We start from the raw sequence: 26,330 nt of genomic DNA, 5'->3' as shown, positions 1-26,330 counted from the left end.
TTTCTTAGCTATCATAACATAATGTTCCCATGATTAGTAGTTGGTTTGGTCTTAGTCGTCGCAAAAAAACTCAGACATCGTGTATCTGATCCTATATGGTCATCCACTTAGTTCCATACGATCTACGATATCTGAGTAGTATTTGATCATTGTCTATCTAGCAGATTAATGGCTGCCATTTCCGCCAAACCAGCCTGTTTTACAATTGATCGTCACAATATAAAATGGCAATGCACTTTCACCGATTCCACGCATCAAATTAGATTGGGTTGAAGTAGCATAAAGATTATAGTAACCTTCACCATTTTCGATTCTCGCTTTTTCTAGTTTATATCCACCTGCCACAATGTAGCCTCGTTGAATACAAGTAGCAATAACACTTTGTTGGACTCCTGGTGCCCAATTCCATGCTGGATTAGATGCATCAGCCACATCACTTTGTCGAGTTGACATGATGGGTTGATTGGCTGAATTAGTCTTATTGGTAGTGGAACTAGATTTTGCTTGTTGTGCAGCCAGAGCTGCAGCTTGTTTGGCTGCTTCAGCTGCTTTTTTTGCTTCTTCTTTTGCTTGTGCTTCTTTCTGCTCTTTCGCAGTCAAGGTTTCATCTACTTTTTTTAGTTGATCTTTTAACGCGACAGCTAGCTCTTCATTTTTGATTTGCTCTACAGCATTTTTTGCTTCGTCATACTGCTCTCTGTTCGCACTGTCTACGACTTGATTATCATGATAGACAACGTTCACTTTATCTTTAGCCGTCTGCAATTGTTTGTATTGGTCCTCTGCTTCAGTTTGCGCTTGCTTGATCAGACGTCCAAAAGCAGTTTCATTTGTAGTCATTGGTTGAATGGCTTGATCCTCTTTTAGTTTAGGATCAGCTGCTAAATGATCATCGTCAATCACTACCGAAGTAAATAACTGGTTGACACGTTGAATATCTTTGATTTTGGTTTGGATATCCTGGAATGTTTTTTCTAATTCAGGGTATTCTTTCTCTTTTTTTACGTCATTCAGATCAGTCTTTAGTTTAGCTAAGTCTTGATTGATCATTGAAGTACGGATAAACTGGTGAGACGGATCTGTATAAAAAGCATTCAAGGCTGTTTGTAGCTCTGCCACCTTTTGTTTTTGTCTTTCTTCTTGTGCAGCGATTTGTGCCTGAACATCTTGCTGATGGTCATAATAAGCCCAACCACCGACTCCGAGCAAGACGATTGCTGCTAAAGCCAGATACGGTCCTTTTTTCGATCTTTTTCGTTTCCCCTCATCAGTCTTTGCTGATGTAACTGGTTCTTTTTGTTCCGTTTCTGTCCTTTGATCGATTTCATTTGATAATTCTGTTTTTTCTATAGCTTCTGGTTTTGAAGAATCTTTCTTACGAATTTCTTCTTTTGGTTCTTCTTCTTTTACCGATTCTTCTTTCGGTACTTCTTCTTTTGCTGTTTCTTCTTTCGATATTTCTTCTTTTAGAACTTCTCCGTTTGATTGATTCTCTTGTGATGGAGCTGCTTTCGGAATATCTTTTTCTGAAACTTCAGGTTTCAAATTTTCGTTTAACGCTTCGTCCTCATGGGTTGAGTTTTTATCGACATCTTCCACACTCGCTTTTTCTTCGACTTCTTTTTTTCCTATCAAAAGATTTTCTGACGACGATTGGACGTGAGTCGATTTTGAAGCGGGCACTGGTTCTTCAGTTTGTTCCTTAGAAGAAAGCAATTGATTTTCTTCTGAAGTTTGGGGTACCGTTAAGCGTTCATGATTTTTTTCTGTTGCCGTTTCGAACGTTTCTTCTTGATCAATCGCTTGATGGTCAGTTGGCTGAACAACGCTATCCTTCGTATCAACTGTTTCCTTTTCTTTCGTTTCACGTTCGTTAGTTACTGGCACTGTACTTTCTTGTTTTGAATCAGTCTCTTTGGCATTTTTAGCTGCGAGTTCCTCTTGGATCATTCGCATCAATTCTTCTGCATGTTCTTCTGTTGTATCTTCTCTATGAGCTTTGATATAAGCAGATAAAATCGAATTTTCTTTTTCATGATCAACAAATTCTTTTAATTCAGCTACTCTTTTTTGTTGTTCTGCTTCGAGTTCATCCGTCATTTCATCGCCGTTAGCTTGTTTTTTCGAATCAGTTCCTTCTTCACTTGTTGACGGATTTTTGTTTGCCTTTTTAGTGACTACATCTTCAGCATCATTAGTTTCTGCTAGATTCGTTTCTTCAGATGATTCTTCTTTAAACAAGGCCATGACCGATTCTAATGGTAACTCTGTTAATTCTGACCATTCGATTGGATCATTTAATTCCGTGTCAGGAAAATGTTCTTCTGAAGAATCTATTGGTAATTGACTGTTGTTCTTTTCTTCATTCGTGTGTTGGTCTTGCTCTTTTATTTGGTAACCACAATCAGGACAAATCAACTTTCCTTTGATTTTCTTTGATCCACACGTTGGGCATTTTTTTATCACTGAGCGATCGGCTCCTTTTGTTAGGTTTACGCTACCATTTAATCTACCATATTCTGAAAGTTTCGCCAAGAGCCTATTTTGATCAAACGGATATCAAATAGTATAACTCGTAAAAATAAAACAAATAATTTACAAAAAGTTTCTTATAATTACGCATAGTTACGCAATTATTTATGTTTTCATCATCATAATCTTAATAGCGCATCAATTATTTGTTTATTATGATCAGATTCAAGCTTTTGACTCAGCTATTGACTAAAAAAGTAGCACGGGATCATCTATTCTGATCCCGTGCTACTTTGTTTTCAGTAAAGGCTACTCGCTATTTTAAAAGACAGTCATTGTCTATAAGATTCAAAATTTGAATCCTATTTTTACTCTAAGAAATCTTTCAATTGTTTTGAACGTGATGGATGGCGTAATTTACGTAACGCTTTCGCTTCGATTTGTCGAATACGTTCACGTGTTACTCCGAATACTTTCCCAACTTCTTCGAGTGTTCTGGTACGACCATCGTCTAAACCAAAACGTAAGCGGAGAACATTCTCTTCACGGTCAGTCAATGTATCTAAAACATCTTCTAATTGTTCTTTTAGCAATTCATAAGCTGCATGTTCTGCAGGACTAGTAGCTTCTTGGTCTTCAATGAAGTCTCCTAAATGAGAATCATCTTCTTCACCAATTGGTGTTTCTAAAGAAACCGGCTCTTGCGCAATTTTCAATATTTCACGTACTTTTTCTGTAGGAAGGTCCATTTCTGCACCAATTTCTTCTGGCGTCGGTTCTCTTCCTAAATCTTGAAGTAATTGACGTTGGATACGGATCAATTTATTGATGGTTTCTACCATATGCACTGGGATACGGATCGTACGTGCTTGGTCAGCGATGGCACGAGTGATTGCTTGTCTGATCCACCATGTAGCATAAGTTGAAAATTTGAATCCTTTACGATAGTCAAATTTTTCAACAGCTTTCATCAAGCCCATATTTCCTTCTTGGATCAAATCAAGAAATTGCATGCCACGTCCAACATATCTCTTAGCAATACTTACGACCAAACGAAGGTTTGCTTCAGCTAAACGCTGTTTTGCTTCTTGATCACCTTCTTCGATTTTTAAAGCAAGAGCTACTTCTTCTTCCGCAGTTAATAGGGAAACACGACCAATCTCTTTTAAATACATACGAACTGGATCGTTGATTTTTACACCAGTAGGTGCTGACAGATCTTCTGTTTTTGCTTGTTCCGCTTTTTTCTCTGCACTCTTCAAGCTATGGATCGATGGATCTCCATTTTCATCAACAACGCTGATTCCAGCATCCTCGACTTTTTGGATCAATTTATCCATCTCATCCGCATTCAATGTGAATGGCGTTGCAAGTTTATTTGAAAGATCATCATACACGACTTGTCTTTTTGGTTTGTTTTCTTTGATAAAAGCTGCTACTGCTGCTTCATACTTTTTATTCTCTGTTACATTTGCCATAAAAGAAGGCCCCCCTTGAGTAGCTATTCGGCTTGTTTTAACTGTTTTGTTAAATTAATGATCTCAATCGTTAATTCCAATTCTAATTGCTTGTTTCCAGTTCTTCTAGCCTCTTGCTGCATTTGTTTTTTTAAAGTTATTTCATCAGCTAAACTAGACTTTCTGATTACACGCAATAAGTCTTGGATTTCTCTTGGTGTGCTTTCTTCGGCTACACGCAAATACTCGATTTCCACCACTAAACGCCTTAAATTTTCATCTTGCAAAAAGTCCAAAAACTCCGCAAGGTTGAATTCATCATGTTGTGACACAAATGCATCGAATAAAAAATAAACTTCTGCATAAATGTCATGAATAAACTGAAATTGCTGTTCTTTCAAAAGATTACGGACAGATATCTCTTTGAACACTCTGTACAAGAGCATTTGTTCCGCTTTTTCTACTTGAGTCAGCGGTCTCTTTTTCGTTATTGCCGTCCGTGAAATAGCTGGTTCTGGCAATGTCGTTGGTTGGTTGGTTCGATTCGTTTGATTTTCCCTGCGAAAATCCCGTATTTGCTTTTGCAGGGTTTCACGACTAAGTTGAAATTCGGTCGCTAGTTGCGACAAATACATATCTTGTTCGATTGGCGAGACAACTTGACTAAGTTCTCTCGATACCTCTTCTAAGTACTGGATTTTATCTTTTTCATTCTCCAGGTTCTTGTCTTGCTTCAAGTAACGTGACTTGAAAGTAAAGACCGTTTCACGACCATGAAAGATCAGTTCATTAAAGGAGTCATTTCCATATTTACGTAAATATTCATCGGGATCAAGTTTTTCCGGAATCACAACGATTGATAATTGCAATCGACTATTTTGTCGTAACAATTCGATCCCTCGATTCGTTGCCTCGAATCCTGCCTTATCTCCATCGTAACAAAAAACTAGTTCTTTGGTTACTCGTTCGATCTGCTGGATCTGTTGATTCGTTAAACTCGTTCCCATGGAAGCTATCCCATTTTTTACACCTGCTTGCCAAGAAGCAATGACATCCATGAAACCTTCAAATAAAAGAACTTCACCGCTTTTTCGGATATCACTACGTGCTTTATCCAAGTTGAACAACACTTGTCTTTTATTGAATAATTCTGTTTCTGGACTATTCAAATATTTGGGTTGATCTTTTTCTTGTCCTTTTTCTGGTGCAAGCCAGCGTCCAGAAAAACCAATCGTGCGCCCTTGAGGGTTTCTGATAGGAAACATGATACGTTGGTAAAACCGATCAGATATTCCTCCATCCTCATGAGAGATAAACAAACCAGAACGTTCCAACACTTCTTGATCGTATGCTTCAGTTTTAAATACTTGTTTCAAAAATGAACGTTCATTCGGTGCAAATCCGATCGCAAATTCTTCAATCAATTCTAGTGTCAAACCACGTTGTAGTAAGTAATCTAAAGCTTGCTCGCCTACTTTCGTATGTAGCAACATATGATGATATACTTCTGCGGCTTTTTCATGCGCTAAAATCAATTTTCCTGTAATTGAATCGCTATTTTCGAAGGGAAGTGTTTGTTTGCGCCATTGATCTTCTAACTGAATTTGTTCAAAATCAGCAACTTTGACGACTGCTTCTGGGAAACTAAGTCCTTCTAGTTCTTGAAGAAAAGTAAAGACGTTTCCTCCTTTTCCGCAACCAAAGCAATGAAAAATCTGTTTATCTTCAGCCACCGAGAAAGATGGTGTTCGTTCTTCATGAAAAGGACACAAACCTAAATAATTCTTTCCAGATTTTTTTAATTGGACGTATTGACCAATCACCTCAACAATATTCGTTTGTCCACGAATCGTTTCAATGACTTCTTGAGGAATCCGTTGAGCCATGCTTTCACCCCCTGTAAATAGCTAATTGGCATCTGTCAAAGAGATACCTCAGGAGAATAACCGGTAAAAAATCGCACTAACGAAAATCAGTGCGATTTTAAAGGACACAATTATACATGTTTCATTCTATCACAATTCTAAACTTTTTCAAGTATAATACTTGTCATTCTAAGAACAAGCAACAGTTTATTTCGTTGTTGCTAATTTATTCAATAAGTAGTCACGAATATTGGTCTTTCCATAAATCAGTCTCAAAATGATATTAACGATCATAAAACCAATGAAATATGGCCAAGCCGTTCCTAACCCAAGATCAACTTCTAACAGATGATGGAAAAGCATCGCTGCTACATAAATCCCCACAACAGTTGTTACCGCTAAGAAAATTCGCAACGGATTAAATGGATAACACGCTTTGACTACTGCCATACAGCTGATTCCGATCAATAGATAATACATTAAAGTGGTCGTTTGCAACGGGGTAAATGGCAAAACTTTTCCTAAAATATAAACCACAATAATATTCAATACGACTAGCAATGCATTTGGCAATGCATTGATCAATGCTGTTGGTAAATAACGATAGGTAATCTTTCGTTTATCTTGTTCAAACGATAAGAAGAAAGAAGGATAACCTTCAATAGCTAAGTCAATCAATGTGATCTGGATTGGGATGAATGGAAACCCGATTGCAGTAATTGCGCATAAAATAGAAAGAATAAACGAATAGATCGTCTTGATAAAGAAAATACCTGAAACTTTGGTCACATTGTTCACGACACGACGCCCTTCGAATAAGACTTCTGGTAAAGTCGTAAAATCAGAATCAAGTAAAACGAGATTAGCAATTTGTCTTGTTGCACCGTCTCCTTCAGCCATGGCGATACTGCAGTCTGCTTCACGCAGTGCCAATACGTCATTGACTCCATCCCCAGTCATAGCCACAGTTCCACCACTTTGTTTTAATTCGTTCACTAATGTTTTCTTTTGTTGTGGACTCACACGACCAAAGACCGTGTATTCATGAGCGGCTTCCCGGACAGCTTTTTCTTCTGTCATCGTAGAAAGATCAACATACGAATCATAATTTGGTAAGCCTGCACGGCGGGCAATATTTGAAACTGTGAACGGATTATCACCTGAAATAACCTTTAGATTCACACCTTCAGCATGTAAATAAGCTAATGTTTCTTCTGCATTTTTACGTATTGGATCGTCAATCTCAAACAGCGCGATTGGTTCAACGCCTTTTGGCTCTCCTTCAGTCAAATGTTGTTCAGGAGCGACACCCAGCATCAATACACGGTAGCCATTTGCTTGAGCATCCACCAAACTTTCTGGCAGTTGTGATTTTTCAACCAAACGTTCAGGAGCTCCTACATAGATCACACCTAATTCAGGAAACTCCATTGCTCCCCATTTACGGTCAGAAGAGAAAGCTAATTTTTCAGTCACAGTATAGCGATTAGCTACTTGAAAGTAATCTCTAAGTGCCCGCATGGTAAGATTATTGTCACTGCTTTCAGCTAGATAGGTTCCCATGATTTCAGGAATCGCTTTTTCGTACTTAGGATTTAGGGCTTCGACCCGTTGGATACTCATTTTTCCTTCAGTGATCGTCCCTGTTTTATCCAAGCAAAGCGTATCTACATGAGCAAGTGTTTCAATCGAATACATATCTTGGACTAAGATTCTTTTCTTTGCTAATTTCGTTACACCAGTAGTCAGTGCAATACTAATCAAAAGGACTAAGCCTTTAGGCAACATCCCTAGTAATGCTGCTGCCGAAGCAATAACAGAAATCTTAATGGAAGCATCACGGATAAATAACGCTTCTAAAAATAAAATAATACCTAATGGAATGATAATGAAGCTAGTAAATTTCGATACTTTTCGAATAGAATCGACAAGTTCAGAATGAATCGCTTTATGGGTTTTTGCCTCACTCGTTAGGCGAACTGCATAGTTGTCTGCGCCAACACGAATCGTTTGAGCTAAAACAGAACCACTGGTTAAGAAACTACCTGAAAGCAATTCATCTCCTTCGGTTTTGACAATCAGGTCTGACTCCCCTGTCAATAGTGCCTCATTGGCTTCTGCGCGTCCTGAGATCACTCTTAAATCAGAAGGAATCTGTTCCCCTGCACCAATCTTTACGACATCTCCTAAAACTAATTCTTTCGTTGAAATCGACTGCTCTTTTCCTTCGCGGACAACTCGTACCTCTGATTGCGAAACAATCGATAACTTTCTTACTAGATTTCTAGCATGGATTTCTTGATAGATACCAATAATGATATTCACCACAATGATTGCCAGGTAAGCCATATTGGAATAGGCACCGACCAATAGTAAGCAAATCCCAATACCAAAATTTAAAAAATTGAACAGCGTTAGTATATTGTCACTAAGAATCTGCTTAGTACTTTTTGATGCATCCTCTTGGTAATCATTTTGCTGCCCAGAGGAAATTTTTTGTCTCACTTCTTCCTGAGTAAGACCCTTCATTTCTTTCGTTTCCATTTTTCGCCAACTTTCAAAAAATAATCAATATATTTAAGTCTAGCTTGTTCTATTATTAAAAACAACTTATTTTTTACAAATTTATACAAAATAATAACACATGATTCTATGCCGCTGAGAAATCCCAGCAAAAATCATGTGCCATTCAACCTTTATTTATATTGTTCTTCTAAACGACTCATCCACCAACCTAATGCGATACCAGCAAAAAATAAAATGGGACAAAAGATGATTCCTAGTAAACTTAAATTTGTGTAATCTGTAGGAACAATCATTACCGTAGAAGCAAAAACAACTCCTAAAATAAAATGGAACAATTTACTATATGCCTTAGAAAAGATAAAATCAAATAACTTTGATAACGTCAACACGCAGACTACCGCGCCTAAACCGATCGGTAAGATCACGTCTAAGCGAGCTTCTTTGAAACCATCAGCCATCGCCTTATATAACCCCATATAGACTAAAAAATTCGAGGGACTCAGTCCAGGAACAATCATCCCTAAGCCGATTAGACCGCCAGCGATGATCCAAGTTACTGTGTTTTGTTCAACTTGACCATCAAATAGTTGTGATCCGTAAAGTAAAAAGAAATAAGCCACGATCAATGTGACGATCATCAGGATGATATCACCTGATTGCCGCCCTTTCTTTCCAGCTTCTTTCCACAACGCTGGAACAGTACCTACAATACACCCAACAAAAAACCATAAAATCGTCGTTTCATATGTCCCTAATAAGAAACTCACCAAAAAGGAAAGCAAAAAGACTCCGCTGATGCCTCCTAATCCGACAGGCAAAAAGAAAAGCACGTTTTCTTTAAAATTTCTGGTTAGATGAGCTAAAAAAGAGATCAATCGTTCGTACATCCCAAAAACAGCTGCTAATGCGCCTCCGCTTACCCCCGGTAAAATAAAACCCGAACCGATAAACATTCCCTTTACAAAGCGCAATAGCCAGTCTTTCCCTGAATCTTTCGCTACCTTTTCTGTTATGATTTGTTCTTTTTCCACTTTTTTGAGCACTCCTTCTTTCTGATAAGATAAAGATCTAGCAAAAAATCTCAGCATTACACTCAATTAGTTAAAAACTTTGTCATATAACTCAATGAGGTCTTCATTCATCTTGACAACTTTTGTGTAAAACATGTTCCCTCCATTATGATAAAGATAACCGCCATTGTAAAGCAATGAGGGGACTCGCCAATAGCGATACTTGGTTTTTTTCTCATTACCTAAAAGTGGACTCAAGACATTTTTGGAATATTCTTCTGCTATCTCCATAGTATTTTCCCCACCTCGGTTTTTTACGTAGACAATATAATCCTTACCGAAGTTATAGGCTTGTATAGCTGTATCAAGATCACATCCTTGTTTTTTTGCCTCATTGATCATTTCTGCTAAGTAGCTGACTCCTTGATCGATACTTTCTTTTTGATTATCGATCACATTGGCTTTACCATAGGCGCTTTCCGAACTTTGCATCAAATCAATCCCCTTGCCTTTTGATTCTGTTAAAATGATCCCCTTGACCAAAGACTCGTACTCTTCCATATGGTACTTTTTGATTGCTGTTGTTATTTCTGGTTCGTACTTTTCTACTCTTTTAATCGATTGATAGGTTTTTCCTAAGATGATCAATACTCCTATGACCAAGACAATCACTAAAAAAGAGACGATTCTTCGAAAGATTGATTTTTTCTTTTTTTTCATAAACATTCACCTAGTTATTTTGACATCTTTTTTTATCTTACTATTTATTATCGTTCTTGGCTATTTCTTGCTAATCATTTGTTCCTTTCCTTAATAAAAACTGAAATTTTCGGAATTTTTTACTATCTTACGAAAATGATCGTTGTTTTTTTAGGAAAACAATTGCTCTTATAGGAGAATTGTCGTTATACTTTAACCAGTAGGTGATTATGTGAAAAAAGAAAAGAAATATGCAAAAATGACTGATGGAACAGAGATCTATTATGAGAAAAGCGGAAATGGCATGCCTCTGTTTTTACTCCATGGTAATGATGGCAGTGGTCGTTTCTTCTCAGAGCAAGTTCCTGTCTTTAGTCAGTTTTATACCGTTTATCTCATTGATAGTCGAGGTCACGGACGTTCAACGAATCAAGCAAATACCTTGTCTTTTCGTTTGATGGCAGAAGATCTTTATACCATCATGCTACTTGAAGGAATTACAAAAGCAAATATACTAGGTTTTAGTGATGGAGCTAATCTTGGATTGGTCTTTTCAAGTTATTATCCAGAGAAAGTACATCGATTAATATTAAATTCAGGAAATACTTTAGTTAAAGGGGTTTTATTCTCAGCGAGACTGCTTAGCTACTGTCATTATATTGGTATGTGGTTGCTTTCTTTAGTTTGCCCATCGCTTAGAAAAAATTTGTTGGTGATCAAATTGTTGTTAAAAGATATCGGTCTTTCAACAGCAGATTTAGAGAAAATTAAATGTAAAACATTGATTATTGTTGGAAAAAAGGATGTGATCAAACTGCAACACTCCCTTTACCTAGCAAAAACGATCCCAAATGCTTCTTTTGTTTTAGTGAACGAACAAGGACATCAGTTAGCTAGAAAAGATCCTCAACGTTTCAATCAAGAAGTATTAGATTTTTTGTCTGAATAATAAGAATAGTAGGTGATTTTTTTGTTAAAACAAGCCTTACAATGGTTCAAAAACCATTTAGGTCTCTTTAAAACAATCTTTTTAATTTCTGTGGTTGTCATTATCGTTAGTGAATTGATCAATATTGGCAAAACACTATCGATCGCTCAATTAGCCGAAACATTTGCAACAATCCCACTTTGGAAGACGGGGTTGATGCTCATTGTTGGATTACTATCTGTTGCACCGATGATTGGGTATGACATCATCCTTAACCGCTTGTTGGGACAAAAATTAAAAAAGAGTTATTTATTTGAAACAAGTTGGTTGATCAATACCATCAACAATGTTGCCGGTTTTGGCGGCTTTGTCAGCATCGGATTACGCTCCGAATTATACGGTCATAAAAAAGACAGTAAGCAGTTGATGCAAGCTTTGTCGAAGATCTTTTTATTTCTAATGGCTGGACTGTCTATTTATAGTTTGATTTCTTTTTTTATGGTCTTTTTTGCACCGGTTGCGCCTTTTATTAAGCAGTATTGGATTTGGTTGATCGGTGGTGGGTTATACTTCCCACTTGTTTTTGTGGTCACTACCTTAAAAAAAGAGGGCTACCTCGGAGGACTCTCATTAAAAACACAAGGACAATTGCTGCTTGTCTCGATCTTAGAGTGGTCTGGTGTCTTGTTCACCTTTCTAGCAGTTGGGGCACTTATGGATATCAAAGTCGATTTGTGGCAAACGATACCGCTCTTTATCGCAGCTTCAGTTATCGGAATCGTCTCGATGATTCCTGGTGAAATCGGTAGTTTTGATATCATGATGATTATCGGTCTTTCTGCCATAGGTGTGCCAAAGGCAACTGTAGTCGTTTGGATCTTACTGTACCGAATTTTTTATTACATTATTCCTTTTTTGATCGGGATCGTCTTTTTCTTTAAGAATATTGGCTCAACCTTTGATCAACGTTATTCTGGTATTCCTAAGCAGCTGGCAACAGAGATTGCTCATAAAGCCGTCGTCGTCCTTTTATATTTTTCTGGTATCATGATGGTTCTTTCAGCAACGATCCCACAAGCTTTTACCGAGTTTCGTTGGCTGCATAGTATCAATCCGTTAAGGTTGCATTTTATTATTCAATTCCCAAGTATGTTGTTAGGATTTCTCTTTGTCATTATGGGGCGTGGGATTGCTGCAAGAGTCAAAAGAGCCTATTGGCCAACTATTGCACTGATCTTTTTAGCAGCATCTTATGTGACGATTATTGACTTTAGCTTTACTGCAGCTATTTTCCTATTGTTACTGTTGTTGATCGTAATTGCTTCGAAAAATGAATTATTTAGAGAACAAATCATTTATTCATGGGAATGGTTGACGATTGATGGTGTGATTATTGGTGCCTTAGCGTTGCTTTACATCATTATTGGCGTTTATAATCTGCCAACATTTCCTCATCGTAAGCATCATTTTATTTCGTTCTTTTTGTTCCCGTCAGAAAAGATTTGGTTATCTGGATTATTTGCTATTATTGCAGTAAGCTTTATCATCATTCTTTTCGTCCACTTCCTACAAGGAAAGAAACAGCAAGTCGGCGAACCGTTGGATGAAGAAAAAGCGTTAAATATCCTCCATACCTTTGGCGGAAATTCTGACAGTCAATTGATTTTCTTAAAAGACAAGCGCATGTTTATTTATGAAAAAGACCAAGTTGGAACGGTTTTATTACAGTTTGCTTGTTACAATAATAAATGTATCGTGATGGGCGATCCTTCGGGTAAAAAAGAAGATTTTCCTGCCGCTATCGAAGCGTTTATTGAAGAAACAGATCGTTTGTGTTACCTCCCCGTCTTTTACGAAACGAGTGAAGAAATCGTGATGATTTTACATGAATTCGGCTATGACTTCATCAAAATGGGCGAAGAAGCACACGTTGAATTAGCCAATTTCACTACTTCTGGAAAGAAAATGAAAGGGTCACGTGCGATCTTGAATCGAATTGATCGAGAAGGTTTTACTTTTGAGATCATTCAGCCACCTTTTTCCGCCACACAGATGACTGAACTCAAACAAATTTCTGATCGATGGTTAGGAAGCCGTAAAGAAAAAGGTTTTTCACTGGGCTTCTTCTCAGAAGATTATCTACAGCGGGCACCGATCGCTGTTTTAAAAGACCCACAACAAGACTTAGTAGCATTTGCTTCGATCATGCCAACCTACACAGATAACAAAATCGGCACGATTGATTTGATGCGTTATGATCCTGAGAAAGCACCAGCTGGAAGTATGGATTATCTTTTCCTTCATTTATTTGAGTATATGAAAGAGGAACAGATTGAGTTTTTCAACTTGGGGATGGCGCCATTATCCAACGTTGGAACCTCAAGAAAAAGTTTTATTCAAGAACGAATTGCTTACTTAGTTTATGAATTTGGTTCACATTTTTACTCTTTCCACGGCTTGCGTGAGTATAAAGATAAATATGCGACTCATTGGACTTCCCGCTATACTTCCTATTCACGTGACAGTTGGATTGCCTATGTCATGATCGCATTATTGATCATTGATAATGCACCAGTTGACCATAAAAAGCGATTAGTAGGTTTAAAGAAATGGTTACAAAAACGCTGAATATGACAACTTATATCTAATGATGGAAGAAAAAAAGACGCATGATTCTAAAAGTCATCTGACTTGTTGAATCGTGCGTCTTTTTTATTTATCTATCCTTTGTTCTCAGGCTTCGATTTCTGTTACGATACCTGAACCTACTGTACGACCACCTTCACGAATGGAGAAAGTCGTCCCGTTTTCAATAGCAACAGGATGAATCAATTCTACATCGATCGTTACGTTGTCGCCAGGCATGACCATTTCCGTTCCTTCTGGCAAAACAATTGTTCCTGTTACGTCAGTTGTGCGGAAATAAAATTGTGGTCGATAATTATTGAAGAATGGTGTATGACGTCCGCCTTCTTCTTTGGTCAAAACATACACTTCTGCTTTGAATTTAGTATGAGGTGTAATTGAACCAGGTTTGGCAATCACTTGGCCACGTTCGATGTCTTCTCTTTGAATCCCACGTAATAACACACCTACGTTATCCCCTGCTTCACCGTAATCAAGCGTTTTGCGGAACATTTCAACTCCTGTTACTACGGCTTTTTGCGTTTCTGGTTTGATCCCTACGATTTCGATTTCATCACCGACTCGAACAGCCCCACGGTCAATCCGACCAGATGCTACTGTTCCACGTCCAGTAATTGAAAATACATCTTCGACGGGTAACAATAATGGTTTGTCCGTATCACGTTCTGGTGTTGGGATGTATTCATCGACTGTGTCCATCAATTCCATGATAGCTGCTTCTGCATCAGGATCACCTTGTAATGCTTTTAATGCTGATCCTTTGATAACAGGTGTATCATCACCTGGAAATCCATATTCGCTTAATAGTTCACGAACTTCCATTTCTACTAGGTCAATTAATTCTTCATCATCGACTAAATCTGTTTTGTTCAAGAAAACAATCAAATATTTCACGCCTACTTGGCGAGAAAGTAAAATGTGTTCACGAGTTTGAGGCATTGGGCCATCCGTAGCAGAAACAACCAAGATTGCTCCGTCCATTTGAGCTGCCCCAGTGATCATGTTTTTCACGTAATCCGCATGCCCTGGTGCATCGATATGTGCATAGTGGCGTTTGTCTGTTTCGTATTCCACATGAGCAGTATTGATCGTGATTCCACGTTCACGTTCTTCTGGTGCTGCGTCGATACTAGCATAGTCTTGAGGATTTGCTAAGCCTTTTTTACCTAGTACTGTAGTGATCGCAGCAGTTAAAGTAGTTTTCCCATGGTCGACGTGTCCAATGGTTCCAATATTTACGTGTGGTTTACTTCTATCATAATGTTCTTTTGCCATAATTAACAAACCTCCTAATTAATTTAGAGCTTTAAAGTTTTGCTCTCATCTGTTGTCCATTATAGACTTCTTTGGAAAAATCCAAAAAGAATCTGTCCGCCTTACTTTTTGTAAGTATCGAACAATTTGTATTATACGTCAAACTTGGTCAAAGTCAACCAAGAACACTTATGCTGATTAATGACTAATTTTTCATCAGCCAACCATGCGTAATTGTTGTGACTATCTCCTTGTTTTCACTACAATGGGCTCTTTCGTAACTATCAGTAATCGCGATAAAAACAAATCATTTCTTGTGTCGCTACCGACTGAAATTGGCATTTTTCATAAAATCGGCGGGTTTGTTGTTCATTTTCTGTCAATAAAACTTTTTGTCTGACTTTTGGATAAGCTTGTACCATTTTTTCGATTAATTGTGTCCCGATCCCCATGTTTTGATAATCTGGATGAACAAGCAAATCTTGAATGTAAAGAATTGTTTCGCCATCCCCGACACTACGGATCAATCCGATCAATTGTTGTTCGTCCCATACCGTTATCACTTTGAGAGATTGTTGGATTCCCATAGCTAATTGTTGGATGTCCTTCGTATAGGCTGACCATCCTACAGCTGTATAGAGCGCGAACAATGCATTAAGGTCAATTTTTTTCTCTTCGCTGAATTCCATGTGCTTCCTATCCTTTGCTATATTTTTGTATGATGTAATCTGTCTCAATCTGTCGTTAACTCAATCAGATTTCCTTCAGGATCTTGGATAACTGCTTCATAATAACCGTCGCCCGTAGTTCTTGGTCCACTGATCAGTGGAAAGCCATCTTTTACAAATGTTTCAGCAAATGAATCCACCTCTGTTTTTGTTCCCACTGAAATTGCTAAATGAGCATAACCAAAAGTATCGACTGCACGATCTGATAAAAAAGGCTTTGTAATCAATTCAATCCGACTTCCTGAGGTGAAATTCAGGAAGTAAGATTGAAACCGGGTTTTAGGATTCGTGTATTTCTCTGAACTTTCTGCAGCAAAATAATTCTCATAAAACGCTCTCATTTTTTCTAAATCATTAACCCAAATAGCAATATGTTCAACTTTCATTTTGTAACACTCCTTTATATTTTCGTTATCTCTTCCTATCCTTTATACCATTTTCTCTTTATTTGATAAAGAATGATGTGATTATTTTGGCTTTTGCTCTTAGTGATCAGTTCACAAAAGAAATGGTGTTATCTGGTAAAAAGAAAGCTGTCATTCTGAAACATCTAAAGATATGCACTACTTATATAGTTTACACCTGCAAAAAAACCAAGGAAAACTTTATACTGACCGAAAAAAGTTAACTTTTTAATCCAACTTTTAACGTTCACTATAGTTTCTCTTGGCTCTTTTCTTGTCTGCTACATTTTATTGTATTCTCTGAATAAGCATTCTTTTAATAATTATAAACGATTTAATACTTCGTCTACATTTTTGATCATGACTGAGATTGTTCCATCTGGGTTATTAACAAATTCGATCAAATCTGGATTTCGGTAGACGTCTACAGGGACGATCAATTCGATTCCATTGGATAACTTGAATTTTTGTTTACCAAATTTTTTCTCAGAAATTTCTTGGACTTCTCTGACTGGCAAAGCTTCAGCAACAAATCCCTGTTCTTGGACTTCTTCTTGAAAAGCTAATTTCGCTGTGATATTTTCTTTGAAGACTTTTTCCGCAATCATTTCATGGTCTAGTCTGCCCTTTTCCTCGATCGTATCATAAACAGCCTCTTTTAAATCAGCCACTAGATCAAATTCTTCAGTTTCAAATTTTTTCCCTAAACTTTTAGCTACTTTTTGGATCACTTTGACATTCTCTTCTAATGAAGGCGCAGGAACACTTTCGATGACTCTCCCCGAAAAATAGAGTTCTTTTTTTCCAGAAAACTCATATTTTTTTTCAATCAATTCATAGGTTAAATCAGTTAACGCCACCGCAAACGCTTCATCTGCCTTTTGGGATTTTGCCCCCAATATCGCTCGATTCAAAATCAATTGATTGGCGATTCCTGTTTCGTCTGCCTCTACAAAATGTGTATAGGATTCTCGGTAATTGACTTTTAACAAAGCCACATACATCACCGTATCTACTTCATACAAAACAACAAAGACATCAGCGCTTGGTGCTTCTTCGCTTTCTTGATAGATCTCGAACCAGCGTTGAACGATCCCTTCACTTGCTGCTACAAAGTTTTCTTGACAGTCCTGGACTTGTTTCGCCATCATACTTTCAGGTGACAGCTGTCCTGTTTTCGTTTGTGCAGAAGAAATTTTTTGGATTTTCTTTTGTAAAAAATCTCGAATAAACTCTTTAGTCAGATCCAATTCTTGTTGAGAAAATACGGGTGATCCCGTTTCACGATCAATAATATGCATAATTGCTTTTTTTAAATAAATATCCATGTTCTCATTCCCTTCTGGTTTAGTTTACGGAAAATCAATACAAAATACCAGAACGAAAATCATTATTTTCCTTTTTTTGAAAAAAATAATTGTCTCCTAAACAAAATGGATTCCTTTTTTGAGAAAATGCGCTACACTTAAAAGTGAACTAAAAATTAAGGAGTTGAGAATATGGATTCATTAACAAATACGTATCGTTTATCAAATGGTTATGAAATTCCGATTGTTGGTTTTGGTACTTGGCAAACACCGGATGGCGATGTCGCAGTTTCTTCAGTCAAAGAAGCGCTGGCTGCTGGTTATCGCCACATTGATACAGCACAAGGTTACAAAAATGAGGAAAGCGTCGGTCAAGCGATCAAAGAAAGTGGGATTCCCAGAGAAGAGATTTTTCTAACAACAAAACTTTGGAATGCCAATCACAGTTATGACTTAGTGATGTCTTCGTTTGAAGAATCACTACAAAAATTACAAACAGATTATATTGATCTTTTCTTGATCCACTGGCCTAATCCTGTGGCTTTCCGTGACAATTGGGAAGAAGCAAACGCCCAAACTTGGCGAGCTTTTGAAGAGCTGTATGAAGCTGGAAAAATCAAAGCCATTGGCGTCAGCAACTTCTTGCCCCATCATCTGGATGCGTTACAAAAAACAGCCAAGATCATGCCAATGGTCAACCAAATTTTCTTAGCTCCTGGTGAATTACAACCAGCAGTCGTTGACTATGCCAAAAAACACGAAATGATCCTAGAAGCTTACAGCCCGCTTGGCACAGGGAAAATTTTCGATGTACCAGAGATGCAGGAAATTGCCAAAGCCCATCAAAAGAGTATTGCTCAGGTTGCTTTACGCTGGTCCTTACAACATGGTTTCTTGCCTCTGCCAAAATCCGTAACTCCTAGTCGGATCAAAGAAAATGCTGAACTTTTTGACTTTGAACTGTCAGAAGAAGAAATGCAACAAATCGATCAATTAGATGGCGTAGTTGGTAAAGCAAAAGATCCAGATACTACCCAATTTTAATTTAAGGATGTTTGATAACAATGACTCCGATTGAACGTTTAGAAAGGCTCTCAGAAGAAATCACTCGTACTTTTCATCCTGATTTTATCTTTTTGATCGGACCAGACAAGATCCAACACTTCCCAGCACGTAACTGGTCCCATGATCAAAAAATCCAAGAGCTAACCAACCGTTTCGATCATTCGCTAATGGTTACGACTTGGCAAGGACATGAAGTGATCTATTCACCTGAACTGTCTGTCTTTGCTTTGATTCCTTGTTCCAAAACAACGTAGCTGACTTCAATGATCGTGATAAGCCGATACACACTGAGTTTTTCTTGCCGGTGTCGTATCGGCTTATCTTTTGATATACACCTAAAAAGAGGAAACATTTCTGTTAAAAACAAATATTTTCCTAAAAAAATGCGTATAAATACATACATATCTAAGTTTTTTTCGTATAATCCTTTTCATTTCATCTTTTTTTTCTTATAATCGAAAGGGTATGAGCGAAGGAGAGAACATATGAAGAAAAAACAAAAACAAAAATTACTCAATCAATTCCGTCCTTCTTTAGATGGAATCAGAAGTCAATTATTTCATTCTTTAGAGGATGAAAGTCTACGTCGTTACGGCTTACCTTTACAAGTCATGCTTGATCCTAAAGACCGCCACATCTTAACGATTGGACTTGCAGGAAAAACAAATGAAGATACTCGCATCAATGTACCGATTGATGATAATTTCACAACTGTCTTAAAACGAATCCGTTCAGGAGAAAAAGACATTTTTGAACGCTTCCGTGACAACTTATTGATTGAAATCGTTTCTTATTGGAATGATCAACGTCTTAAAAATGATGAACCAACTGCTCAAGAGGTTTCTACACCTGTTGCTGAAACAAAAGTTGCTGACTCAAAACCTGTGGAATCACCTAAAACAGCTGAAGTATCAAAAGCGGAAACAACTGAAAAACAACGCTCAACTGAAACTGCCGCTTTGAATTTCGCTGATTTTTCAAGCGCAGTAGCGGAATATCCAAAATTTTATGTAGAAAAAGAAGCTGATGCAGCAGTCATCTATGAGAAAACCTCAGATGAACCACGTAAATTAGCTGAAATTTCAATGACAGCAGAAAACCAATTTACAATTGAAAAAGCGTTAGAACGCAAATACAAAGTGAAACTGACATTGATCCCATTGATCGAACAGTTTGCTGCAACAGCTATTTCAGAAAGATAATCAGTTTCACAAATCTATCCACCGCATCAAAAAACGGCTTTTTGTCAAATGATGCCGGTAATGAGAAATCATAAAATGTTAAATGAGCAGAAAGGCAATTGGCCTCTGCTCATTTTTTTATAGTAAAATATTTTTTCTATTACTTTGAATCACCAAAAGTTGTCAATAATCTTCACCAATCTTAAAAAAGATAGAACCAAAAAAACAAGCGGTCTCTTCCCCTTAGTTTATTGGTTATGTTTTTCCAGCTTACCCATGTGCATGATAAAAGACATTCAGTTCATAAGCGACACCAGAAATAATTACTGCTAGTAAAAGGACTAAAAGACCTAAAACTACTTTTTGCTTTTTAGAAAAAAGCGTTTTTTTCTTCTCTAATTGCCTTGTTTTCAATATTGAATCTGTGGAGATAAAAGAGAAACAAACAACATAAGACAATAAAACTACTACTGCACTTAACGAAAATCCAGCTAAAATATCACTTGGATAATGGACTCTTAGATATAATCGAGTTGCTGCAATCAGCAATGGATAGCTGATAAGATACCAAGCAACTCTTCTGGTATCCTGACGACTCCAAATAATACTTAACGATAAGATAATTGTTAGGAAAAGCGCAAAGGATAATAAAGAATGTCCACTAGGAAACGAGTAACTCGTACGTATTTCCAATTGTGAAACGGCAGGTCTGATTCGTGCAATGAGCTTTTTTAGAATATACCCAAAAAAACTAACCGCAAAGATATTACAGATATTCCAAATCGCTAACAAATGGTAATTCTTTTTCCAAATATAAAAAGCAAAAAGAAAGGCGAAACATAAGGTCGGACCAATCGTTGCTAACTTAGCAAACAAACGAACAATCGCTGTTAGTTGTGGAAAATTAGGTAAATCGATTTTTGTATAAACCGCTAAATCTAGTGTTTCGAACCATGGAGGATTGATTTTTACGCATAAAATCAATCCAATCAAAAGACATAATGGAACGATTGATAATTTCAGTGCTTTTTGTTGATAATCACTCATAAAACTTTCACTTACTTTCTAACTTCATCTGACTAAACAAATGACTTATTCTACTTTTTTAAAACCTAAAATCATACCTAATCCGCCTCCCATGATCAACAAGGAGGTTCCTCCTTGACTTAGAAAAGGCAAAGGAATTCCTGTTAAAGGCAGTAAACCAATCGAAGCGCCGATATTTTCTACGATTTGAAATAATAGTCCAAATACGAGTACTACCGCTAGATATAGATTTCCTTTATTGTTTGTCTGTATCGCAGTGTAAATAACTTGGTAGAAAAGATAGAAATATAGAAAAACGACGGTCACGCTACCTAAAAAACCAAACGTTTCGGCAATTACAGTAAATACCATATCTGATTCACGTACTGGTACATAGATTGGTGGTATTTCAGCTGGTCGTCCACTAAATCCACCTGCACTAACAGACAATAAGCTTTGTGATTGTTGGTATCCGATCGATTGACTGTAAGCAAAAGGATCGATCCAAGCTCTCACCCGGTCTAATTGATACGTCTTAAAGTTCAGACTATAAAGGATCTCATTACCGTATTTCGTAAAAACTAGACAAATCAATATGACCCCAATAATAAATAAAAAACTAGCACATACGGCCAAGATCTTCCAATGGACCCCTGCAATCATGAACAGAGCCCCCAAACAAATAATAAATACCAAACTTGTCCCAAAATCTTTTTGCATATACATCAACAAGAAAGTTGGTAAACTGATCAACAGAACTTGAAAGACATAGATCAGATCCGTTTTCACGGTACGTTCACTGACTTTCTTTTCATAAAGCAAGGTGAAATAAACGAGAACTAATGCAAAAGTCAATTTAACCAATTCAGAAGGTTGAAAAGTAAAACTACCAATCCTCAGCCAACGTTTCGTATCGGTTAATTGGTACATCACCGGATCATAAAATTTGTAGAGCAAACTCATAATTGCTAATGAAATGGCATAAAAATAAGGAGACAACCGTAACAATAATGCTGTCTTGATTTTTTGTGTCAGTAACAAAAGTCCTAATGAAGCAATGCAAAAGATCACTTGTTTTAAAACAATAGTTTTATAAGGCACTTGGTCGTAGACTGCTGCTCCATATTGCACACCGATACTTAATAAATAAAAGAGAAAAATCGGCAAAAATAACGCATAATTAAACTCAAATGATTTTGATTTCACACACAACACCTCTTAAACGAAAGTTTTCTTAACCAGAATTTCTCTAATCTTCTTATCAAAACATCCGTTATCAACTAGTATCCATTTTGCCATCCTTTCTATTAGGCAAAAGGAGTCACTTTCACATGAGGAAAAATAAAAGTAGCGTGATCAAAATGTGCTGTGATTTATTTTCAAGTAAGTGGTGTAAATATCCAACTCCAAAAAATAAGCCGAAAATTCACAAAAATCAGCAAAGATTTTTAGAAGTTTCGGCTTATTTGTTAAAGTTGCGTACATCAACAACTATCTCATCGTGTGAGTTTTGACACTAAACAACGTAAAGATTTCTCTTAGCTATCTTATGAAGAGCCTTAATTCGACAATTCCTGTTTTACACATTGGCGTCTTTCGACGTTTCTGCGCAATAGCCTATGTTTGTTTAGGAGCCTCGCCTAACAAGTATTAAATTTGAAAAAAGTATATCCTTTAATGAACAATTTCACAATAGCATCCCATAGAAAGTTCGCAAAAATTTAGTCATATTTAACCTTTTCCTTAATTTTACCGACAATTAGCAAAAAAAGAGAGCTTTTGACTAGGAATAATATGAATAAATATATGAATAAATATAATAAATATATAGTAGCTTTTTATCCATTCTGCTGTTATCCCAATCAGTCTCTCTTTTTTATAAATACTTATTTTTTACGTAATTGCATCAAAAATTTTCTAGCTACTTCCTGATTCATTCCTTCGGCTTTTCTTAGAAATTCAGCGACTTGTTCAATTTCAGTTCCTTGTGCCCCGACTGTGATCGCTAAGGCTCTAGCTTGAAGCGACATATGCCCCTTTTGGATACCGTCTGTCACTAATGCCCGCAAAGCAGCTAAATTTTGTGCTAAACCGACGGCAGCAATGATTTGAGCTAATTCTTTTGCTGATTCAATCTTCAACATGTCTAGTGCAATCTTTGCTTTTGGAAGAATCCTAGAAGCCCCTCCAACTGTTGCCACTGCCAAAGGTACCGTTAATTGTCCAACTAACTTATCTCCAATCATTTGCCAGTCTGACAGGCCTTGGTAAGCACCATCTTTCGCAGCATACGCATGAACGGCAGCTGCACAAGCTCTCGTATCGTTTCCAGTAGCAAGAATGACAGCTTCGATGCCATTCATGATCCCTTTATTATGTGTTGCTGCCCGATAAACATCTAATTTAGCATACTCGGAAGCTTGTTGAATTTTTTCAGCAATTCTCTTTCCTGCTTCAATCGTTTTTCCCAATCGCTCGAAGGGAATCTCACAACTAGCTGTTACTAATGATTCTGTTGCGAAATTGCTTAAAATACTAAATAAAATCTCTTCTTTAGGAAACCAGGAACGTATTTTCTGGGCAACACCTTCTAAGATAGCGTTGATGATATTAGCTCCCATCGCATCTTTTACATCAACCAAGAAATCGATCGATAAGTAATCCAAATTATTGCCCTTAAAGTTTCTTGTTGCGATTTCCTGCACTCCACCACCACGTCTCACGATCGAGGGATAACTTGCATTCGCACATGCTAGTAGTTCATCTTGTCTGGCGATGACAGCATCAGTTATGCCTCGATTATCCAGTTCCCCTGATAGTACAATCTGACCACGCATCAGGCGTTGTGGTGTAATTGCTGTAATGTCTCCACATATTTTTGCACCGTTACTGGCTGCAGCAATTACAGACGGTTCTTCTGTCGCCATCGGTACTTGCCTTTTGATTCCATTGATTTGAAAATTAGGTGCAATCCCTAGAGGAATCTCAACTTGACTGATTTGATTTTCAATCAAATGATTGGCTACTTCTTCAGAGAGTGTTCCTACTTTTAATTCATCAGCTTGTGATTGACTGATGATTCCTTCACTAACCAACTGACTCCGACGTTGTTCAGGCGTCAGTTGATAAAACTTTTTTTTTTGGTCACTTGATTGTTCCGTTTCTAGATTTGCTTCAAGTAACATGGCTAGTCCTAAGCCTCCACCAATACATAAAGAAGCCACACCATATTGTTGGTTCATTCGTTTCAAGCCATAACTTAATGTTGTCAAAATACGAGCACCACTTGCACCAATCGGATGACCGAGTGCGATGGCACCACCATCTACATTGACTTTTTCTTCAGCTAGTTTTAAGTTGCGATTGACCACGATCGATGAAGCCGCAAATGCTTCGTTGATCTCAAAACGATCGATTTGATCAATAGAAATTTCTGCTTTTTTCAATAATGTTTGGATTGCTGAGATAGGTGCAATTCCCATAATGCTCGGATCAATCCCAATTTCAGAAACAGCCTTGATTGTTGCAAGATAAGGAAGCCCATGTTTGATCGCATATTCTTTTGAAGCTAAAATCAATACCGATGCTCCATCATTTAACGGAGAAGCATTCCCTGCTGTCACAGTCCCATTTTCGGAAAAAACAGTTTTCAAAGTCCCTAATTTTTCCAGTGTACTATTCCCTCGGATGGCTTCGTCTTTATCCATGATTCTTTGATCAGGTAAAGTAACGGGAATAATTTCTGCTTCAAATACCCCGTTTTCACTAGCTTGAGCTGCTTTTTTTTGTGAGTTGAGCGCATATTGATCTTGTTCTGTTCTCGTAACGGAAAATTCGTTCGCTACTTTTTCAGCAGTTAAGCCCATATGTGCATTTGAGAACGCATCTGTCAGCCCATCATTGACCATACTTGAGATCGGCTCTTCATAAGTTGCATTTTCTGCTTCATATTGCTGAAGCAGTGGCGCACGTGACATGCTTTCAGTGCCTCCTGCGACTACTAGATCAGCTTCACCTAACTGAATCAATTGGCGAGCCAAAATAACCGCCTTCATTCCTGAGCCACATACTTCGTTGACTGTCATGGCAGGAACCTGAACAGGGATACCACTATTGACAGAAATTTGTCTGGCAACATTCTGACCATTCCCCGCCTGTAATACATTTCCAAATATTACTTGATCGATGTTTTCTTTATGGATACCTGTTTTTTCTAACAGTTCTTTTGTAATGATTGTTCCTAATTCTACAGCAGAAAAACTGCTTAAACTGCCACGATACTTTCCAATTGGCGTTCTCGCAGCATCTATAATAACGACTTCCTTCAAGTCAGTCACCTCCTAGAAAAATATACCATTGTTTATGCTAAAAACAAATACCTCACTACAGCTTCAAAAAAATCTAGGAATAAATTTTACAAATCCTTAAATATTCGCTTTTTTATATTTCTTTTAATCTTTTTATGATACTTTAGTAAAGTAAGTTTTTTTATCATGAGTAAAGAGGTGTTGAAATGAAAGTAGGGATTGATCGTCTTTCCTTTTTTATTCCAAATTTATATTTAGATATGACAGAGTTAGCTGAACGTCGGGGAGATGATCCTGCTAAATACCATATCGGTATTGGCCAAGATCAAATGGCCATCAACCGAGTGTCAGAAGATATCGTGACTTTAGGAGCAAATGCAGCTACTAGGATCGTCACAAATGAAGATCGCGAGCTGATCGATATGGTTATCGTAGGAACGGAATCTGGCATCGATCATTCAAAGGCGAGTGCTGTAATTATCCATCATTTATTGAAAGTCCAACCTTTTGCTCGTTCGTTTGAAGTAAAAGAAGCTTGTTATGGTGGAACTGCTGCTCTCCACATGGCAAAAGAATATGTAAAAAATCATCCAGATCGAAAAGTTTTAGTGATCGCTAGTGACATCGCCCGTTATGGTCTAGCTAGTGGTGGAGAAGTGACACAAGGTGTGGGTGCTGTCGCTATGATGGTTACCAAAGATCCACGAATCATCACTATCGAAGACGATAGTACTTTCTTAACCGAAGATATTTATGATTTTTGGCGTCCTGATTATGCGCAATACCCAGTGGTTGATGGTCCTTTATCCAACTCCACTTATATCGAATCTTTTCAAAAAGTTTGGAATCGCCATAAAGAGGTAACAGGATTTACTTTAGAAGACTATGATGCGCTAAGTTTTCACATTCCTTACACAAAAATGGGGAAAAAAGCCTTACAAAGTGTCTTGGATCAGACAGATGAAGAAACACAAAATCGCTTATTGACTCGCTATGAAGAAAGTATTCGTTATAGTCGGCGAATTGGTAACCTTTATACTGGTTCTCTTTATCTAGGATTGATTTCTCTTTTAGAAAACTCACAAGTGTTAAAATCAGGTGATCGAATTGGCTTATTCAGCTATGGTTCGGGTGCTGTCAGTGAATTTTTCACAGGTTACTTACAAGACGGCTATCAAGATTTCCTATTGACTGAACTACATCAAGAAATGTTAGAAGGTAGAGAAGCTGTCACAGTCGATCAATATGAAACAATCTTCAAGGAAAAATTACCTGAACATGGGGAAACAGCCGAATATTCTTCCGATGTACCATTTTCAATCTATAAAGTTGAAAATGATATTCGTTACTACAAGTAACCATATGAGATAACTGCCCGATTGATTTAATAGGTAATCAAAAATGTTTGCAAAAAAGCAACTTTTGACATATAGCTACAAAAAGCAGTAAAACAAA

Annotated in this window: 19 protein-coding genes and 1 riboswitch; of the genes, 6 read left to right on the top strand and 13 right to left on the bottom strand. The window is 37.4% G+C overall.

Annotated features, from left to right (window positions below; genetic code table 11):
- Positions 1–165: 165 nt before the first annotated feature.
- From AB3H93_RS06735 to AB3H93_RS06710, 6 genes are all read right to left on the bottom strand, one after another.
- Positions 166–2,466 (bottom strand): cell division site-positioning protein MapZ family protein, encoded by a 2,301-nt coding sequence (locus AB3H93_RS06735; protein WP_368020346.1) that lies wholly within the window; start codon positions 2,464–2,466, stop codon positions 166–168.
- A gap of 374 nt (positions 2,467–2,840) precedes the next feature.
- A complete protein-coding gene (gene rpoD, locus AB3H93_RS06730) occupies positions 2,841–3,950 on the bottom strand; it encodes an RNA polymerase sigma factor RpoD (protein WP_010719586.1) in 1,110 nt (369 codons plus the stop codon).
- 23 nt (positions 3,951–3,973) lie between these two features.
- A complete protein-coding gene (gene dnaG, locus AB3H93_RS06725; protein WP_010719587.1) occupies positions 3,974–5,815 on the bottom strand; it encodes a DNA primase in 1,842 nt (613 codons plus the stop codon).
- 186 nt (positions 5,816–6,001) lie between these two features.
- Positions 6,002–8,323, bottom strand: coding sequence for a cation-translocating P-type ATPase (locus AB3H93_RS06720; RefSeq protein ID WP_368020395.1), 2,322 nt, complete (start codon positions 8,321–8,323; stop codon positions 6,002–6,004).
- Between the two features lie 167 nt (positions 8,324–8,490).
- Positions 8,491–9,273 (bottom strand): DUF368 domain-containing protein, encoded by a 783-nt coding sequence (locus AB3H93_RS06715; RefSeq protein ID WP_225792594.1) that lies wholly within the window; start codon positions 9,271–9,273, stop codon positions 8,491–8,493.
- Between the two features lie 144 nt (positions 9,274–9,417).
- Positions 9,418–10,050 (bottom strand): lysozyme family protein, encoded by a 633-nt coding sequence (locus tag AB3H93_RS06710; protein WP_053766455.1) that lies wholly within the window; start codon positions 10,048–10,050, stop codon positions 9,418–9,420.
- Between the two features lie 211 nt (positions 10,051–10,261).
- On the opposite strand from AB3H93_RS06710, the gene AB3H93_RS06705 reads away from it, so the two are divergent.
- Together AB3H93_RS06705 and mprF are read left to right on the top strand one after the other, a co-directional pair.
- Positions 10,262–10,978, top strand: coding sequence for an alpha/beta fold hydrolase (locus tag AB3H93_RS06705; RefSeq protein ID WP_010719591.1), 717 nt, complete (start codon positions 10,262–10,264; stop codon positions 10,976–10,978).
- 21 nt (positions 10,979–10,999) lie between these two features.
- The gene (mprF, locus tag AB3H93_RS06700; protein ID WP_010719592.1) at positions 11,000–13,585 is read left to right on the top strand and encodes a bifunctional lysylphosphatidylglycerol flippase/synthetase MprF; all 2,586 of its coding nucleotides are present in this window, start codon (positions 11,000–11,002) and stop codon (positions 13,583–13,585) included.
- A 105-nt stretch (positions 13,586–13,690) separates the two neighbouring features.
- Here the strand turns inward: mprF and tuf are convergent, their stop codons facing one another.
- From tuf to AB3H93_RS06680, 4 genes are all read right to left on the bottom strand, one after another.
- On the bottom strand, positions 13,691–14,878 hold the full coding sequence (gene tuf / locus AB3H93_RS06695; protein ID WP_010719593.1) for an elongation factor Tu: 1,188 nt from the start codon (positions 14,876–14,878) through the stop codon (positions 13,691–13,693).
- Between the two features lie 263 nt (positions 14,879–15,141).
- Positions 15,142–15,546, bottom strand: coding sequence for a GNAT family N-acetyltransferase (locus AB3H93_RS06690; protein ID WP_368020345.1), 405 nt, complete (start codon positions 15,544–15,546; stop codon positions 15,142–15,144).
- A 44-nt stretch (positions 15,547–15,590) separates the two neighbouring features.
- Positions 15,591–15,971 (bottom strand): VOC family protein, encoded by a 381-nt coding sequence (locus AB3H93_RS06685; RefSeq protein WP_010719595.1) that lies wholly within the window; start codon positions 15,969–15,971, stop codon positions 15,591–15,593.
- A 341-nt stretch (positions 15,972–16,312) separates the two neighbouring features.
- Positions 16,313–17,317: a nucleoid-associated protein gene (locus AB3H93_RS06680; protein WP_010719596.1), complete on the bottom strand. Its 1,005-nt coding sequence runs from the start codon at positions 17,315–17,317 to the stop codon at positions 16,313–16,315.
- A 171-nt stretch (positions 17,318–17,488) separates the two neighbouring features.
- Between AB3H93_RS06680 and AB3H93_RS06675 the strand changes: the two genes are divergently transcribed.
- The 3 genes from AB3H93_RS06675 to AB3H93_RS06665 all read left to right on the top strand — a co-directional run bounded on the left by AB3H93_RS06675 (position 17,489) and on the right by AB3H93_RS06665 (position 19,563).
- Positions 17,489–18,340, top strand: coding sequence for an aldo/keto reductase (locus AB3H93_RS06675; protein ID WP_034700247.1), 852 nt, complete (start codon positions 17,489–17,491; stop codon positions 18,338–18,340).
- A 20-nt stretch (positions 18,341–18,360) separates the two neighbouring features.
- Positions 18,361–18,615 carry a hypothetical protein gene (locus AB3H93_RS06670; protein WP_010719598.1) on the top strand — a complete coding sequence of 85 codons (255 nt, stop codon included), beginning with the start codon at positions 18,361–18,363 and terminating at the stop codon, positions 18,613–18,615.
- 231 nt (positions 18,616–18,846) lie between these two features.
- The gene (locus AB3H93_RS06665) at positions 18,847–19,563 is read left to right on the top strand and encodes a hypothetical protein (protein ID WP_034867500.1); all 717 of its coding nucleotides are present in this window, start codon (positions 18,847–18,849) and stop codon (positions 19,561–19,563) included.
- Between the two features lie 249 nt (positions 19,564–19,812).
- Here AB3H93_RS06665 and AB3H93_RS06660 read toward each other — a convergent pair whose 3' ends face one another.
- From AB3H93_RS06660 to AB3H93_RS06650, 3 genes are all read right to left on the bottom strand, one after another.
- Entirely contained in the window at positions 19,813–20,589 is a 777-nt protein-coding gene (locus tag AB3H93_RS06660) for a phosphatase PAP2 family protein (RefSeq protein ID WP_034700241.1), read from the bottom strand.
- Between the two features lie 45 nt (positions 20,590–20,634).
- Entirely contained in the window at positions 20,635–21,774 is a 1,140-nt protein-coding gene (locus AB3H93_RS06655) for an FtsW/RodA/SpoVE family cell cycle protein (protein ID WP_010719601.1), read from the bottom strand.
- Between the two features lie 281 nt (positions 21,775–22,055).
- Positions 22,056–22,223, bottom strand: a riboswitch (M-box (ykoK) riboswitch).
- 231 nt (positions 22,224–22,454) lie between these two features.
- Complete coding sequence (locus AB3H93_RS06650) at positions 22,455–24,896, bottom strand: hydroxymethylglutaryl-CoA reductase, degradative (protein ID WP_368020344.1); 2,442 nt, start codon at positions 24,894–24,896, stop codon at positions 22,455–22,457.
- A 185-nt stretch (positions 24,897–25,081) separates the two neighbouring features.
- On the opposite strand from AB3H93_RS06650, the gene AB3H93_RS06645 reads away from it, so the two are divergent.
- Positions 25,082–26,233 (top strand): hydroxymethylglutaryl-CoA synthase, encoded by a 1,152-nt coding sequence (locus AB3H93_RS06645; protein WP_010719603.1) that lies wholly within the window; start codon positions 25,082–25,084, stop codon positions 26,231–26,233.
- Positions 26,234–26,330 lie beyond the last annotated feature (97 nt).

It is taken from the genome of Enterococcus sp. C74 (assembly GCF_040887125.1).
In the GTDB taxonomy this organism is placed as follows: domain Bacteria; phylum Bacillota; class Bacilli; order Lactobacillales; family Enterococcaceae; genus Enterococcus_B; species Enterococcus_B hirae.
Note: the sequence above shows the minus strand (reverse complement) of the source record. Positions and strands in the feature narration are given on the sequence as shown.